This window comes from Ruegeria sp. BG3, assembly GCF_056538485.1.
The window spans coordinates 24,957-38,359 of record NZ_JBQFTE010000014.1 but is presented as its reverse complement, the minus strand read 5'-3'; the positions used below and the strand labels follow the sequence as shown (position 1 = coordinate 38,359).

General features: G+C 59.1%; 20 protein-coding genes. 15 read left to right on the top strand and 5 right to left on the bottom strand.

Features of this window, described 5'->3' with window-relative positions:
- Positions 1-138: 138 nt before the first annotated feature.
- Both ACR0AI_RS20275 and ACR0AI_RS20270 read left to right on the top strand, forming a co-directional pair.
- Positions 139-795 carry a hypothetical protein gene (locus ACR0AI_RS20275; RefSeq protein ID WP_170556360.1) on the top strand — a complete coding sequence of 219 codons (657 nt, stop codon included), beginning with the start codon at positions 139-141 and terminating at the stop codon, positions 793-795.
- 4 nt (positions 796-799) lie between these two features.
- Entirely contained in the window at positions 800-1,135 is a 336-nt protein-coding gene (locus ACR0AI_RS20270; RefSeq protein ID WP_170556359.1) for a metalloregulator ArsR/SmtB family transcription factor, read from the top strand.
- A gap of 1 nt (position 1,136) precedes the next feature.
- On the opposite strand, the gene ACR0AI_RS20265 is transcribed toward ACR0AI_RS20270, so the two are convergent.
- The 4 genes from ACR0AI_RS20265 to ACR0AI_RS20250 form a co-directional block, all read right to left on the bottom strand.
- Complete coding sequence (locus ACR0AI_RS20265) at positions 1,137-1,550, bottom strand: universal stress protein (protein WP_170641468.1); 414 nt, start codon at positions 1,548-1,550, stop codon at positions 1,137-1,139.
- 85 nt (positions 1,551-1,635) lie between these two features.
- Positions 1,636-1,911, bottom strand: a complete 276-nt coding sequence (locus tag ACR0AI_RS20260; RefSeq protein ID WP_480676743.1) for a hypothetical protein — start codon at positions 1,909-1,911, stop codon at positions 1,636-1,638.
- 58 nt (positions 1,912-1,969) lie between these two features.
- Entirely contained in the window at positions 1,970-2,875 is a 906-nt protein-coding gene (locus tag ACR0AI_RS20255) for a DMT family transporter (RefSeq protein WP_170641471.1), read from the bottom strand.
- Positions 2,872-3,750: a LysR family transcriptional regulator gene (locus ACR0AI_RS20250; protein ID WP_170556355.1), complete on the bottom strand. Its 879-nt coding sequence runs from the start codon at positions 3,748-3,750 to the stop codon at positions 2,872-2,874. The genes ACR0AI_RS20255 and ACR0AI_RS20250 overlap by 4 nt, the downstream gene beginning before the upstream one ends.
- A gap of 112 nt (positions 3,751-3,862) precedes the next feature.
- Between ACR0AI_RS20250 and ACR0AI_RS20245 the strand changes: the two genes are divergently transcribed.
- Together ACR0AI_RS20245 and ACR0AI_RS20240 are read left to right on the top strand one after the other, a co-directional pair.
- Positions 3,863-4,444, top strand: coding sequence for an NAD(P)H-dependent oxidoreductase (locus ACR0AI_RS20245; RefSeq protein WP_170662476.1), 582 nt, complete (start codon positions 3,863-3,865; stop codon positions 4,442-4,444).
- A 73-nt stretch (positions 4,445-4,517) separates the two neighbouring features.
- Positions 4,518-5,258 (top strand): aspartate/glutamate racemase family protein, encoded by a 741-nt coding sequence (locus ACR0AI_RS20240; protein ID WP_480676741.1) that lies wholly within the window; start codon positions 4,518-4,520, stop codon positions 5,256-5,258.
- Here the strand turns inward: ACR0AI_RS20240 and ACR0AI_RS20235 are convergent, their stop codons facing one another.
- Positions 5,259-5,789 carry a prolyl-tRNA synthetase associated domain-containing protein gene (locus ACR0AI_RS20235; protein WP_480676739.1) on the bottom strand — a complete coding sequence of 177 codons (531 nt, stop codon included), beginning with the start codon at positions 5,787-5,789 and terminating at the stop codon, positions 5,259-5,261.
- Between the two features lie 88 nt (positions 5,790-5,877).
- On the opposite strand from ACR0AI_RS20235, the gene ACR0AI_RS20230 reads away from it, so the two are divergent.
- The 11 genes from ACR0AI_RS20230 to ACR0AI_RS20180 all read left to right on the top strand — a co-directional run bounded on the left by ACR0AI_RS20230 (position 5,878) and on the right by ACR0AI_RS20180 (position 13,403).
- Entirely contained in the window at positions 5,878-6,396 is a 519-nt protein-coding gene (locus ACR0AI_RS20230) for a hypothetical protein (RefSeq protein ID WP_480676737.1), read from the top strand.
- A 162-nt stretch (positions 6,397-6,558) separates the two neighbouring features.
- The gene (ffh, locus tag ACR0AI_RS20225) at positions 6,559-8,067 is read left to right on the top strand and encodes a signal recognition particle protein (RefSeq protein WP_480676735.1); all 1,509 of its coding nucleotides are present in this window, start codon (positions 6,559-6,561) and stop codon (positions 8,065-8,067) included.
- Positions 8,068-8,622: a GNAT family N-acetyltransferase gene (locus tag ACR0AI_RS20220; protein ID WP_170722653.1), complete on the top strand. Its 555-nt coding sequence runs from the start codon at positions 8,068-8,070 to the stop codon at positions 8,620-8,622.
- Positions 8,619-9,170, top strand: coding sequence for a GNAT family N-acetyltransferase (locus ACR0AI_RS20215; RefSeq protein ID WP_480676733.1), 552 nt, complete (start codon positions 8,619-8,621; stop codon positions 9,168-9,170). Before ACR0AI_RS20220 ends, ACR0AI_RS20215 begins: the two co-directional genes overlap by 4 nt.
- Complete coding sequence (locus ACR0AI_RS20210; protein WP_170380494.1) at positions 9,167-9,463, top strand: chorismate mutase; 297 nt, start codon at positions 9,167-9,169, stop codon at positions 9,461-9,463. Before ACR0AI_RS20215 ends, ACR0AI_RS20210 begins: the two co-directional genes overlap by 4 nt.
- Before the next feature lie 71 nt (positions 9,464-9,534).
- Complete coding sequence (rpsP, locus tag ACR0AI_RS20205) at positions 9,535-9,924, top strand: 30S ribosomal protein S16 (RefSeq protein WP_170350323.1); 390 nt, start codon at positions 9,535-9,537, stop codon at positions 9,922-9,924.
- 12 nt (positions 9,925-9,936) lie between these two features.
- Positions 9,937-10,572, top strand: coding sequence for a 5,6-dimethylbenzimidazole synthase (bluB, locus tag ACR0AI_RS20200; protein ID WP_480676731.1), 636 nt, complete (start codon positions 9,937-9,939; stop codon positions 10,570-10,572).
- Positions 10,573-10,715: 143 nt separating this feature from the next.
- Positions 10,716-11,219 carry a ribosome maturation factor RimM gene (gene rimM / locus ACR0AI_RS20195; protein WP_170474267.1) on the top strand — a complete coding sequence of 168 codons (504 nt, stop codon included), beginning with the start codon at positions 10,716-10,718 and terminating at the stop codon, positions 11,217-11,219.
- Complete coding sequence (locus ACR0AI_RS20190; protein ID WP_170641492.1) at positions 11,219-12,034, top strand: hypothetical protein; 816 nt, start codon at positions 11,219-11,221, stop codon at positions 12,032-12,034. The genes rimM and ACR0AI_RS20190 overlap by 1 nt, the downstream gene beginning before the upstream one ends.
- Positions 12,031-12,840, top strand: coding sequence for a tRNA (guanosine(37)-N1)-methyltransferase TrmD (gene trmD / locus ACR0AI_RS20185; RefSeq protein WP_480676728.1), 810 nt, complete (start codon positions 12,031-12,033; stop codon positions 12,838-12,840). Before ACR0AI_RS20190 ends, trmD begins: the two co-directional genes overlap by 4 nt.
- A 230-nt stretch (positions 12,841-13,070) precedes the next feature.
- Positions 13,071-13,403, top strand: coding sequence for a hypothetical protein (locus tag ACR0AI_RS20180; protein ID WP_480676726.1), 333 nt, complete (start codon positions 13,071-13,073; stop codon positions 13,401-13,403).

Sequence of the window (13,403 nt, the reverse complement as noted above, 5' to 3'; positions counted from 1 at the left end):
CGCATAGCTTTCACGTTAAAACCGGCTTGACTAACACTGTGAAGTTCAGGCCAACAGGCAGGAGATGTGCGAATACTTCTGCGCCCTCAAATGGGTCGCCTTTGCAAAAAGATACGTCCGGGGAAACGAGAGCCGAAAATGGGAGACATCGTTTGGTTGAGCAACATACATCGGGATCCATCTGCGACATATGGCTATCGGCCCGTCGGATTTCCAGATGTGCCAAGGCCACCGAGGGACAATGAGATTGGAGTCGCATTTAGCTCTGTCACAAAGCGGCAAACCGAGCATTTGCCCATCGAAGATCACGAATTTCCGGGACAGCTTTATGCTGTTAGACGTTGGGCACATCACAAGCGGCGCAAACGAAATATTTTTAGTGCTGGCGGTGCGCTGGTCGTCTCGCGCACTTCTGCAAATATCTTGCGTGACCACGATATAGGATCATCAAGACTTATCCCCGTTGAACTTCTGCACCCCGATCAGAAGACCAAGCTAGATGGAGATTGGTTTTACCTTGTTCTAGGGGATGGAAAGCCCTGTTTTGAGGGAGAGGCATCTGAAGGGGTCACACCCCTAGGAGATCCGGCCGAACGCTACATGGTGCGAGGCAAAGATCATGTGAACGATGGAGATTTGGTTTTCTCCGAAAATGTCCTGACCGGCCCAGACATCTGGTTCGATCCAGTTATCATTGACGCACCGATCCTGAGCGACCGCCTCGTCAACGCCCTGAAAATCGCGAAGGTGGCGAAGGACTGGGGTTTGTTACGCTGCAAAGTGGTTTCGGATTGAAGCCATGTCCAACGACCTCGACACCGTATTCGCCGCCCTCGCCGATCCAACCCGCCGCACCATCCTTGCGATGCTGCTGGAGGATGACATGGCCGTCACCGATGTGGCCGAACCGTTCGAGATGTCTCTGGCCGCGATCTCGAAACATCTGGTCATTCTGACCCGGGCCGGGCTGATCAGCCAGGAAAAACGCGGGCGGGTAAAATGGTGCAAGCTTGAGCCGGACGCCCTGCGCGCGGCCTCGGTCTGGATGCAGGGCTTCGGGCAGTTCGAACCCGTCAATCTGGACGCGTTCGAACGGTTTTTGGAAGTCGAGCTCCCATCGGGAGACGACCCTTAAGTCATCTGACCACGAAGACCGACATTTTTGAATGCTGCGCTAGTTTCCCGGCATGGCTCGTGAAGATATAGTCTGTGATCCGAGGGGCATGTGTACCGACAACGATCAGATCCGCGCCAATCTCTTCGGCGGCTTTCGCAAGATCCCCGTCCACTTCGGCGGCCACATCGACAGAGTGGATATTGCGCGTCTCAACCTCGGTGCCACTTAGTTTGCCGATCTCGTCTGCCAGCGCCGAAAGGCTTTCGGCAATCGCCTCATCCGTTTGCAAGGCCTCACCAGGCTGCATACCCGTCACGCTGACGAGGGTAACCCTGGCGCTCTGCCATTTGGCGATTTCAGCCGCGACTGCAGTTGCCTTCTGGACCTCAGGCGGCATATGCAAGTCGACGGGGATCATGATGTGATTGTACATGATGTCCTCCTCTCTCCGGGTTTGAGACTAGAGGACACTGCAACTTGCGGCCTTGATCTGGCTCAACCCCTTAGAAACGGCCGGTTTACCCCTCCTGACTGTATTCTACATCGGTGATCACACCGGTCACATCCGCCTGGCAAATCCAGGGCGCTTCGGCGCCCGCCACAGAGACGCTCACGACCGTTCCCGTTGCCTCTGACTGGATTGAGGTCGCCTGAACATCGACAGATGCCACCCCAGTTTCCGCCGAGACCAGCGCCTCACAACTGGCCTGTAGATCTGATCCTTTCTGGTCAGAGCCGTTCGAGGCACAGCCACAGAGGAAAAGGGCCGTTCCAATCACGAAAACTCGGGTCATTTTGCGTTCCTTTCGCGCAATAGTCGAAATCTGCCACAGCTGGGATCAGGCACAAGAGTCACTTTGGCTCTGTTTGCGGAGCGGGCGCTTCGTCTTTCAACAGCATGAGAAGCGCGAGGATGGTCAGCCCGACCCCACCAAGAATAAGGCCTGTCGGGATGCCGTTGCCCAGCGCGATCTCCCACAAGATCACCCAGCTTGGGACAAGATAGGTATAGGCCATCACCTTGGCCGAGGGCAGGCGCAAAGCTGCGAACTGCACCAGCACGAAACTGACGGCGGTCGCAAAGAAGGACAGGTAGAACAGGCCCAGCCAGACGATACCCGGAAGGTTGGCCCAGTCGGTTGCAAGGATGTCGCGCCAGCCAAAGCCGGTCAGTAACAGGCACCCTGCGACAAGCGTGCCGAAGGTGAACACTACAGCCGGCTCGCCCCGGTTCAGTTTGCGCACCATCGGGGTGTAGATCGCATGGGCGACACAGCCCCAGAAATAGATGATCTCGCCCCCTCCGATCGAGAACGCCCGGAAAGCCTGCCAATCCGCGCGAAAAATCACCCAAAGCGCGCCTGCCGCACCGACCACTAAAGCCAGTGCCATCCGGGGTGTTGTGACCTGACGCAACAGCGCCCACCCGGCGAAGGCGGCGATGACGGGCGTCAAGGTGAACACCGCAGCCGCGCTGACCGGTGGGGCGGTTTGCAGCCCGTAGAACATCAGCACGAAATAGGTGGCGAACAGCCCGCCAAGCACAAGATACCGCCAAGGCGCCTGCGCCGCGCTGCGTGGCAAACCGGTGGTGGCCAATGCGGCAAGGCCGATCACACCCGCGGCGATCCCGAACCTCACCGCATTCAGCGCCGCCGGGGCGATCTCATTGGCGATGATCGACCCCAACGAGAAACTGCCCGCGACCAGGGCCGAGAAGACCAGCATGGCCAGATGGCCACGCGCTTGTGGGCTCATGGCAGCCAGCCCTTGGACTGGTCCTTCAGGAATTGCAGGAAAGACTGCACCTTGGTCGTGCGATGCAGGTCCACATGCGTCACCAGCCACAACTTGCCGGACCATTCCGGCAGGGGCTCCATGACCTCTTCGAGTTCAGGATGGCGCGCGGCCTCCCACCGGGCCATGAAGCCTATCCCTGCCCCGGCCAGAACCGCTTCGCCACAGGTGAAGTTGTTGGAACACAAGAAGGTCATTGCCTCAACCGGTGCATTCGCACGCAGCCAGCGAGAAAACGGCGCGCGGCTGTTTTCGTCGTCATTTCCGACAAAGGCGTGGTTGCCAAAATCCTCGACGCCCGAAGGTTTGCCGCGCCGCGCGATATAATCCTTGCTAGCGTAGAGCCCGACTTCCTGCGCGACAAAGGGCTGTACCACGTTGTCTGGTTGATCGGGTGCGGCACCGGCACGAATGGCCACATGTGCCTCACCATATTCCAGTCGGAACAGACGATCCCCGGTCAGATAGCGAACGATCAGGCCCGGATGTGACCTCTGAAACTCGGTCAATGTCGGCACGACCAGAGGGGCCAGCGACGCCAGAGAGGTCACGACCAACTCGCCCGAGACATCATCGCCGCGCCCCTTCATGCGACCGACCAGCTGGTTGAATTGATCTTCGGTTGCTTGGGCCACGCGCAACAGGTCCTCACCCGCCTCGGTCGGGGTGTACCCCCGCGCATGACGCTGGAACAGCTTCACTCCGAGGCGCGCCTCAATGGCGTCGATATGGCGAATGACCGTCGCATGATGCACGCCCAGAACCTCGGCCGCGCCGCTGACCGTTCCCATACGGGCCACCTGATACGCGGTTCTGACTTCGTCCCAATTGTCCATCACGACCTCATAATGTGCAATTTCAAACACTCAATGTTGACTTAGCCGAGTTTTGTTCGTCAGCGCAATGCTCATATTGGAAGCAGAGCGAAAATTCCCCAATGAGGACATCATGACCAAAACAATCCTGCATATCGACGCCTCGGCACGCCGCAACGGATCAGCAACCCGCGACCTGTCGCATCGCGTCGTCCAGCATCTTGGCGCGGAACGCATCATCCGCCGCGATCTGGCTAGCCCCCTGCCCCTACTGACCGAGGACTGGATCGCCGCTAACTTCACCCCGGCAGACCAACGCGATGCCGTTCAGCGCGATCAACTGGCCCTGTCCGACGAACTGGTGAACGAACTGCAACGCGCCGATACCATCGTGATCGGCCTACCGATCTACAACTTCTCGGTCCCCGCGGCGTTCAAGGCGTGGATTGATCTGGTTGCCCGAGCCGGTCTGACATTCTCTTACACCGAAAACGGCCCCAAAGGTCTGCTTGAAGGCAAACGCGCCGTTCTGGCAATCGCATCAGGTGGCACGGCGGTCGGATCTGAAATCGACTTTGCAACCAACTACGCCAAACATGTTCTAGGCTTCATCGGCATCACTGACGTCGACGTCGTAGCTGCAGATCAATTGGCCATCGATGCCGACTCGTCGGTAAAAAATGCCCACAAAGCCATTGGTGAACTGGCAGCCTGATCCGGCTCTGGCCAAAACAAAGCGAAACGTCCAATCTGCGCAGCGGTAGCTTTCTGCGGATTGGGCGTTTGTCATGAAAAAGATCGGAATTCTTGGGGGCGTCGGCTGGGCCTCGACGGTGGACTACTACCGCGCGATTTCCGAAGGGGCGAGCCGCCACTTCGCCGCGCGTGGACACGGGTCCCCCCTACCCATCCCACCGATGACAATCGAATCCGTCACGCAAGCCAAGACACGAGCCCTACGCGGCGTGGCCGGGGATGAGGCCAGTTGGGCCGCATTCGACGCGGTGTTTCGCGAGGCGCTTCTGACCTTGGAGAATGCGGGATGTGATTTTGGGATCATCGCCTCAAACACTCCGCACGCGCGTCTTCATGCGATCCGGCAAGGCGTTTCGATGCCAATTCTCAGCATCTTCGACGCGACGGCGGAGGTCACCGCGTCAACAGGCGCTCCACGGGCGCTGGTTTTGGGTACAACCGTGACCATGCAAGCGACAAACTACGCCGACAGGTTGGCCAATGAGGGCATCGCCGCGAATGATCGTCTGCCCGAAGCCGAAATCGCCGAGATGCAGGCCATGATCGACAGCGAGTTTTACGGCGGTGCGTCAGAATCCGCTCATGACCGGCTACTCACCTTTTGCAACAAGCATGCAGAACCGGGCACGGCCATCCTTCTGGCTTGTACGGAACTGCCACTGGCTTTCCCCAACCATCTGGACGACCCGGTGTTCGAAGCCAACGGGCATTTGTTCATCAACCCGTCGGCGGCCCATGTCGCTGCTGCACTGAAACAGGCTTTGGAGGACTGACTAAGCCAGCCAGGTCACATCGCAACCTATCTGATCGAAGAACGCCAACAAATTCGCGCGCTCCATCGCGACGGTTCGGTCATTGACCAGCGGGTGCATGTAGATCACGTCGGCCTGCTGCGCCGCTGCGTCCATGAAGAACCGCACGTTATTCTGCACCCCGTTGATCATCGCCAGCGGGCTGACTGCACCCGGACGGATGCCAAGGTTCTGCAACAACCGATCTGCCGAGCCAAAAGACAGGTTGCCGATCCCCAATTCAGTGCCCAGCGCTTTGAGGTCAATCTCTCGGCTCTGTTCAAGCGTCACCAGATAGTTGCGCTTTCTTTTGTCGCGCAGGTAGAGGTTCTTCAACCGCAAGGCATTCTCGCCCGGCACCATGAACTGGCCCTCGACGGCCTTCGCATCCTCAACCGTGCGCAGTGGCACATGAGAATGCAGCCGGTACTCCAACCCCCAATCATCCAACTGCGCCAATAACGCATCGGAACTGAGCGGCAATGTATCTTGGTAAGCGGATGATGCGTCCATGAGAGCCTCCTGTTTGGCGCGCTCATCGTGCAACGCGCGGGCGAATTCAAGCCACGACAGACCTCAAATTCGATGCTAGCGTGCCGCCATGAAAGTCTCGCGCAACACTCCGGACCAGTTGATCCTATCCAATACACCCTGGCTGATAGGCATCATGCTGGTTGTCTTCATCCTCTGTTTCGTCGGCGCAGGCCTTTTCATGGCAACCGAAGGGGGTGAGGGTATCTTTTTTGGCATTTTCTTTGCCCTGGTCGGTGGCGGTTTGGGCTTTGGCGCCTTCTGCGTCTTTGTGAGGCGCGTGCAGGTCATACTGGACCGTCGCACAAACAGCATCGTGATCCGCCGCCAATCGATCTTTGGTTATGACACCGTGGAACATGATCTGTCGAACCTCTCCCATGCCGAGGTGGAGACCACCACCTCGAGCCGTAAAGGAACCTCGTCCAAGATGCATCGCCCCGTTTTGATTCTGGAAAAAGGCATGAGTGCAGGCCGTCACCCGATTGTCGAAGCCTATGTAAGCGGAGGCGGCGCACAGCGGATGGTCGATGCGGTCAATGGCTGGCTTCCGGCGCACAAGGTTGACTCTGACAGCCAATCCGCCTAAAGCCGCATCCAAACATCCGGAAGCGTATGACCTTCCGGTCCCTTGAGTCGTTCAGGGATCGCCCCCCACCAGCGAGTTTCGCCCGTGGGGGCAATTGTGTATTTAACCGGTGTTTCCTACCTAGGAAGGGCCATCAGATAACCGGCTAAGGAGGCCGAAGGCATGTTTGAAAATCTATCCGAACGCCTTTCTGGCGTCTTTGACCGGCTGACAAAACAAGGCGCCCTGTCCGAAGAAGACGTCAAAACCGCCCTGCGCGAGGTTCGCGTGGCCCTGCTTGAGGCCGACGTCTCGCTGCCCGTCGCACGCGCGTTCGTCAAGAAAGTGCAGGAACAGGCGACCGGTCAGGCTGTTACCAAGTCGATCACACCCGGTCAGCAGGTCGTCAAGATCGTGCACGACGCGCTGGTCGAAACTCTGCGCGGCGAAGAAGACCCCGGCAAGCTGAAGATCGACAACCCGCCTGCCCCGATCCTGATGGTCGGTCTGCAGGGCTCGGGCAAGACGACCACCACAGGTAAGCTTGCGAAACGCCTGAAAGAGAAAGAGGGCAAGAAGGTCCTGATGGCCTCGCTCGACGTCTATCGTCCTGCGGCGATGGATCAGCTGGCCGTTCTGGGGACTCAGGTCGGTGTCGATACGTTGCCGATCGTTCCGGGCCAGTCGCCCGTCGACATCGCCAAACGCGCCAAGCAGCAGGCGACACTGGGCGGCTATGACGTCTACATGCTCGACACCGCGGGCCGTCTGCATATCGACGAAGTCCTGATGGACGAGGTCGAGCAGGTGCGCAACGTGGTTGACCCGCGCGAGACCCTGCTGGTCGTTGACGGCCTGACCGGTCAGGTCGCCGTTGAAGTCGCCGAAGAGTTCGACGCCAAGGTTGGCATCTCGGGCGTAGTCCTGACCCGGATGGACGGCGACGGGCGCGGCGGTGCGGCTCTGTCGATGCGCGCCGTGACCGGCAAGCCGATCCGTTTTGTCGGTCTGGGCGAAAAGATGGATGCGCTCGAAACCTTCGAGCCGGACCGGATCGCCGGTCGTATTCTGGGCATGGGCGACATCGTTGCTCTGGTCGAAAAGGCCCAGGAAACGATGGAGATGGAACAGACCGAGCGCATGATGAAGCGCATGGTCAAAGGTCAGTTCAACATGAACGACCTGAAAATGCAGCTGGAACAGATGATCCAGATGGGCGGCATGCACGGCATGATGGGCATGATGCCCGGCATGGGCAAGATGGCCAAGCAGATGGATCAGGCCGGTCTCGACGACAAAATCCTGCGTCAGCAGATCGCCATGATCCAGTCGATGACCAAACGCGAGCGCGCCAACCCGCAGCTGCTTCAGGCCAGCCGTAAGAAACGGATTGCAGCGGGTTCGGGGATGGAGGTCAGCGACCTCAACAAACTGCTCAAGATGCACCGGCAGATGTCGGACATGATGAAGAAGATGGGCAAGATGGGCAAAGGCAAGATGCTGAAACAGGCCATGAAGGGCATGTTCGGCAAAGGTGGTCCCTCGCCCGAAGAAATGGCAGCAGGCATGGACCCCAAGGCGCTGGAACAGGCGGCCAAGGCCATGGGCGGCAAGATGCCCGGTGGTCTGCCCGGACTGGGTGGTGGCATGGGCCTGCCCCAAGGCCTCAGCGGGTTTGGCAAGAAGAAGTAAATGACTGCCCTCACGCATCATATCCCCCAGCTTGAGACCGAGCGCCTGATCCTGCGCGCGCCGTCTGAGGCTGATCTTGACGCAGACACTGCGTTCTTCGCCAGCGAAGCTGCGAAGTTTGTCGGCGGGCAGATGCGTCGGGATGAAGTGTGGCGTGTGATCGCTGCTCTGCTGGGCCACTGGTCGCTGCGCGGCTACGGATACTGGAGCGTCGATGAAAAAGACACCGGCGAATATCTTGGTCGTGTCGGTCTATGGTGCCCCGAAGGCTGGCCTGAACCCGAGGTTGGCTGGACGCTGCTGAACCACGCCACTGGCAAGGGATACGCGACTGAGGCCGGGTTTGCAGCGCGCAACTACGCCTATGATGTTCTGGGTTGGGATACCGCGATCTCGCTGATCGACCCCGAAAACCATGCCAGCATCGCCGTTGCCAAACGTTTGGGCGCACAGTTCGAATACAATTACGAGCATCCCAAGTATGGGACGTCGGAAATCTGGCGGCACCCCGCCCCGGCGGATCTGGTGAACGGTGGAATGGAGGCCTACGCATGACCTCTTTCACCATCCCCACTGTCGAAACTGAACGTCTGATCCTGCGCGCACCGCATCAGGACGACCTGCCCGCGATGACTGCGTTCTTCAAAACAGAACGCAGCTACATGGTGGGAGGCCCAAAGGATGAGCTGGGCAGCTGGGATTCGCTGGCCAATCGGTTGGGTCATTGGGCGCTCAATGGCTTTGGCCTGTGGCATCTGACCCAGAAATCGAGCGGCGCGTTCGTCGGCTGGGCGGGTATGATCTTTGCTCCGGGCTGGGATGAGACGGAATTAGGCTGGACCCTGATGGAGCAGGCTGAAGGCAAAGGTCTGGGCTTCGAGGCCGCACAAGCCGCGCGCCACTACGCAGCCCAGCATCAAGGCCTGAACGGCGTTATGTCTTATATCGCCCACGCAAATGACCGCTCGCGCGCTTTGGCCGAGCGTCTTGGCGCCACCTATGAGCGCGAAGCCGAGCTGCTGGGCAAGAAAGCCCAGATGTGGCGTCATCCGCGTATCGATAACTCTGAAACTGCTTTGACCTCCGAAAGGATCGGCCAATGACCAACCCCGTGACACAGGCTGCGACGCTGCTGAAAGAGCATCGTGAAAGCATCGACCGGCTGGATGCGATCCTTGTCTATACGTTGGGCGAGCGGTTCAAACACACGCAGGCCGTTGGCAAGCTCAAGGCCGAACACGACCTTCCCCCGTCCGATCCTACGCGCGAAGCCGCGCAGATCGCACGGCTAGAAGACCTGGCGAAAGAGGCCGATCTGGACCCCGATTTCGCCAAGGCTTTTCTGAATTTCATCATTCAGGAAGTCATCCGACACCACCGGAAACATCAAGAGTGAACCTCCGGTTCAACAAACACCAGAATTGACCGGGCAATTCCCGGCACACGCCATCTAAAGGAGATACCACCATGGCAATGAAAATTCGTCTCGCCCGCGGCGGCTCGAAAAAACGTCCCTTCTATCGCATCGTTGCGGCTGACAGCCGTATGCCTCGCGATGGCCGTTTCATCGAGAAGCTGGGCACCTACAACCCGCTGCTGCCGAAAGACAGCGAAGAGCGCGTGAAAATGAACATGGAGCGCATCCAGTACTGGCTGGATCAGGGCGCTCAGCCCACCGACCGTATCGCACGTATGCTCGAAGCTGCTGGCACCCGTGACAAAGCCGAGCGCAACAACCCCAACAAGGGTACTCCGGGCAAGAAAGCCCAAGAGCGCGCGGAAGAGAAAGCTGCAAAGGCTGCTGAAGCTGCCGAAGCAGCTGCTGCACCGGCTGAAGAAGCTGCAGCAGAAGAATAAGCAGGCCGACGCGTGCAGGATCAGGCTTTCACCGAGGATTTTCGCACGCAGTTCGATCTGTTGATGCGGCTCCGGCGCGATGTGCGTCGGTTCCGCACCGACCCTGTGGACGAGGCAGTGCTGACGCGCTGCCTCGACGCGTTTCTGCTGGCCCCATCCGTGGGGCTCAGCGAACCTTGGCGTGTGATCCGCGTCGAAAGCGAAGCCGCGCGCGACGCGGCGCTCAAGAATTTCCAAACCGCCAATGCGGACGCTCTGGCCGGGTATTCCGGTGAAAAGGCACAACTGTATAGCGGCCTCAAGCTTTCGGGCATGCATGAGGCGCCAGTGCAATTGGCGGTGTTCTGCGATGACACCACCAGCAAAGGTCAGGGTTTGGGCGCAGGCACCATGCCCGAGATGCGGCGCTATTCGGTTGTCTCGGCCATCACTCTGTTCTGGCTGGCTCTGCGCGCGCAGGGGCTGGGATTGGGCTGGGTTTCGATCCTGGATCCCGAGCAGATGAACACCGATCTGAACGTCCCGGACAACTGGCGGCTGATCGGTTACTTCTGCGTGGGCTGGCCGGAAGAAGAATCCGACACGCCCGAGCTGGAACGGGCGGGTTGGGAAGACCGCGACGATACTCTGCCGATCGAGGTGCGATAGGCCCATGTTCGGATTGTTACGGCTTCCCATCCTGTTGCTGATCGCATTTATTGTCGGCGTGTTCTTTGAACGCAACAATCAGCGCGAAGCCTGCGAGGGGATCGGGCAATGGCGAAACGGACTATGTATAACGGAAGGCTCAAATGAGTGATCTGATCTGCGTCGGCAGCATTGCGGGATCATACGGTGTGCGCGGCGAGGTGCGGCTGAAAAGCTTTTGCGCCGTGCCGGAAGACATCGAAGCCTATTCGCCACTGACCGACGAAGACGGCAAAGAGCGATTTCCCGTGGTGCTCACCCGCGCGATCAAGAACGGATTTGCCGCGCGTCTGGGCGGGGTTGAAACCAAAGAAGAGGCGGACGCCCTAAACGGACTGCGCCTGTATGCCCGGCGTGATCAGCTTCCTTCGCTGCCGGATGACGAGTTCTATCACACCGATCTGATCGGGCTGGAGGTGTATGACACCGGCGGCACCCTGCTGGGCAAGGTGAAGTCTGTGCAAAACCACGGTGCGGCGGATTTGTTGGAATTGCACGGGCCGGGTCTGAAATCGACTGTCCTGCTGCCGTTCACGCTGGAAGCTGTTCCGACAGTTGATCTGGAGGCCGGTCGCATCGTTGCCGATCCGCCTGAAGGCCTGATCTGATGCGGCGCGTTCTGCTGCATCTGGGGTTGCACAAGACAGGCACCACCGTTGCGCAGTCGTTTCTCTACAAGAACCGTCAGTTGATCTGGCCCCATTTTTCGCTGATCCTACCCTACAAGACCCGCAAAACCGGACTTGCAGACATCGCCACGCGGCATTCGGTGTATCGGATGAACAGCACACTGGCCGAGTTCGAAACAGGTGTGCATGCGCTGCTGGAACCGATCGATTTTGGCACCAGTCGCGGCCTGATCCTCAGCGAGGAGAATTTCGCCGGCCTGCGCCCCAGTCGCAACAGCGCCGAAGGCTACGGGGCGACCCCGGAATTGGCGACGACGCTGGTTGAGCAGGTGACAGACCGTCTGGGGCCTGAGCCGGTCGACCTCACGATCTATCTGTCCTTGCGACAGCGTGAGGATTGGATGCGCAGCCTCTGGGCACATGATCTGCGGCGGACGCGGCTGGTACAGGACTATGACAGCTTCTGGGGCGCGCTGAACCACCTGCCCTCCCCGAAAGAGACGGCCGACATGCTTCAGGACCGACTGCCGCTGGTCAAGGTCCAGACCGAGTGGATGGAGGACCTGCGCAAGCGGCGCTTTGGTCCGGGCGCTCCGTTTGCTGCGTTCCTGAACCTACCGCGCGACAAGATGTTCAAATTGGTCGCACCCGAGCCGCACAAGCCCCGTCCTACTGATGATGTTCTGCTAGAATTGCTGGAGTTGAACCGTTCCGCGCTGGACGATGCGGCTTTGATGGCGCAAAAGAAGGCCCTCATCAAACGCGCCAAGGACGATCTGGTTTCCCAGTCATGACAGATAGACCAAGCAAATCCCACGGTCGAAAGGCCATCCGCCCTACTCTGCAACCGCGCGAGTTGATGACGCCAACGCCGGATCTGCACGGTGTATGGAAGGCAAAGATCATCACCTTGTTTCCCAGCGCTTTCCCCGGCGTTCTGGGCGAAAGCCTGACAGGTAAGGCTCTGCAGGAAGGGCTTTGGCAGCTGGAAACTGTTGATCTGCGGCAGTTCGGGATCGGCAAACACCGCAATGTGGATGACACACCCGCAGGCGGCGGCGCTGGTATGGTGCTACGCGCCGATGTTTTGGGGCCTGCCATCGAACAGACTATGGCCGGAATCCGAGGCAACTGGCCGCTTATCTATCTCAGCCCGCGCGGCAAGCGCATGGACCAGCGTATGATGCAGAACCTGGCGCGCTGCGACGGGATGACCTTGCTCTGCGGTCGGTTCGAGGGCGTGGACGAGCGGGTGTTGGAGCACTATGGCGTGCAAGAGGTCAGCCTCGGCGATTTCGTCATGACCGGCGGTGAGATCGCGGCGCAAGCTCTGATCGACGCCACTGTACGGCTGATCCCCGGCGTGCTGGGCAATCAGGCCTCGACCGAAGAAGAGAGCTTTTCCTCGGGCCTGCTGGAACACCCGCAATACACGCGCCCCGCAGAATGGAACGGCCGCCCGATCCCTGAGGTCCTGATGTCCGGTCACCACGGTCGCATCGCCGAATGGCGCCAACAGATGGCCGAGGACATAACGCGGGAACGGCGGCCTGATGTGTGGGACGAATACGTTCGCGCCAGGCAGAAATCTATCAAATGACACAGGCGACTGTGGCCCGCAAACCGCAGGTCAACAGATAAAGCCGATGCTAATTGAAGTTGAGAAAGTCGTGACCTACTCATCCTTGAGTTTCGCGATGGACTCAAAAGATTCGCACATTTGAAAGACGGCAATTCATGAAAAAGCTATTACTTGTGGGCTGCGCACTTGTCTCGGCATGCGCGACCAGTGCTTTGGAAGACTCCGTGCCAACTCAGGCCGGACATAATATGGCTTCCGCCAGAAACGCGGTGTTGTCTTGCTCAAACGAAGCTGACATCGGCGGTAATGCAGCAGTGATCGGAGCCTATCCCGCCTTCATCCTGATGTCGTCACCTTTGGTCGGATCTGTGCTTGCATATGGCAGCCGACACGAACTCAGGGCGCAAGGCGAGATGGATCAGGTAGACCGCTGCCTGAGCGAGCGCGGCTTTGACCGCCGCGTGCTGACCCAAGGAGAAGCGTTCTGGCTGCGCAATGCCTACGGTGAGGAACGCGTGCGCAGGCTCGATCACCTTGTCACGGGCGGCACCGTGGAAAGCTACGCGGCAAATCAATCCTAA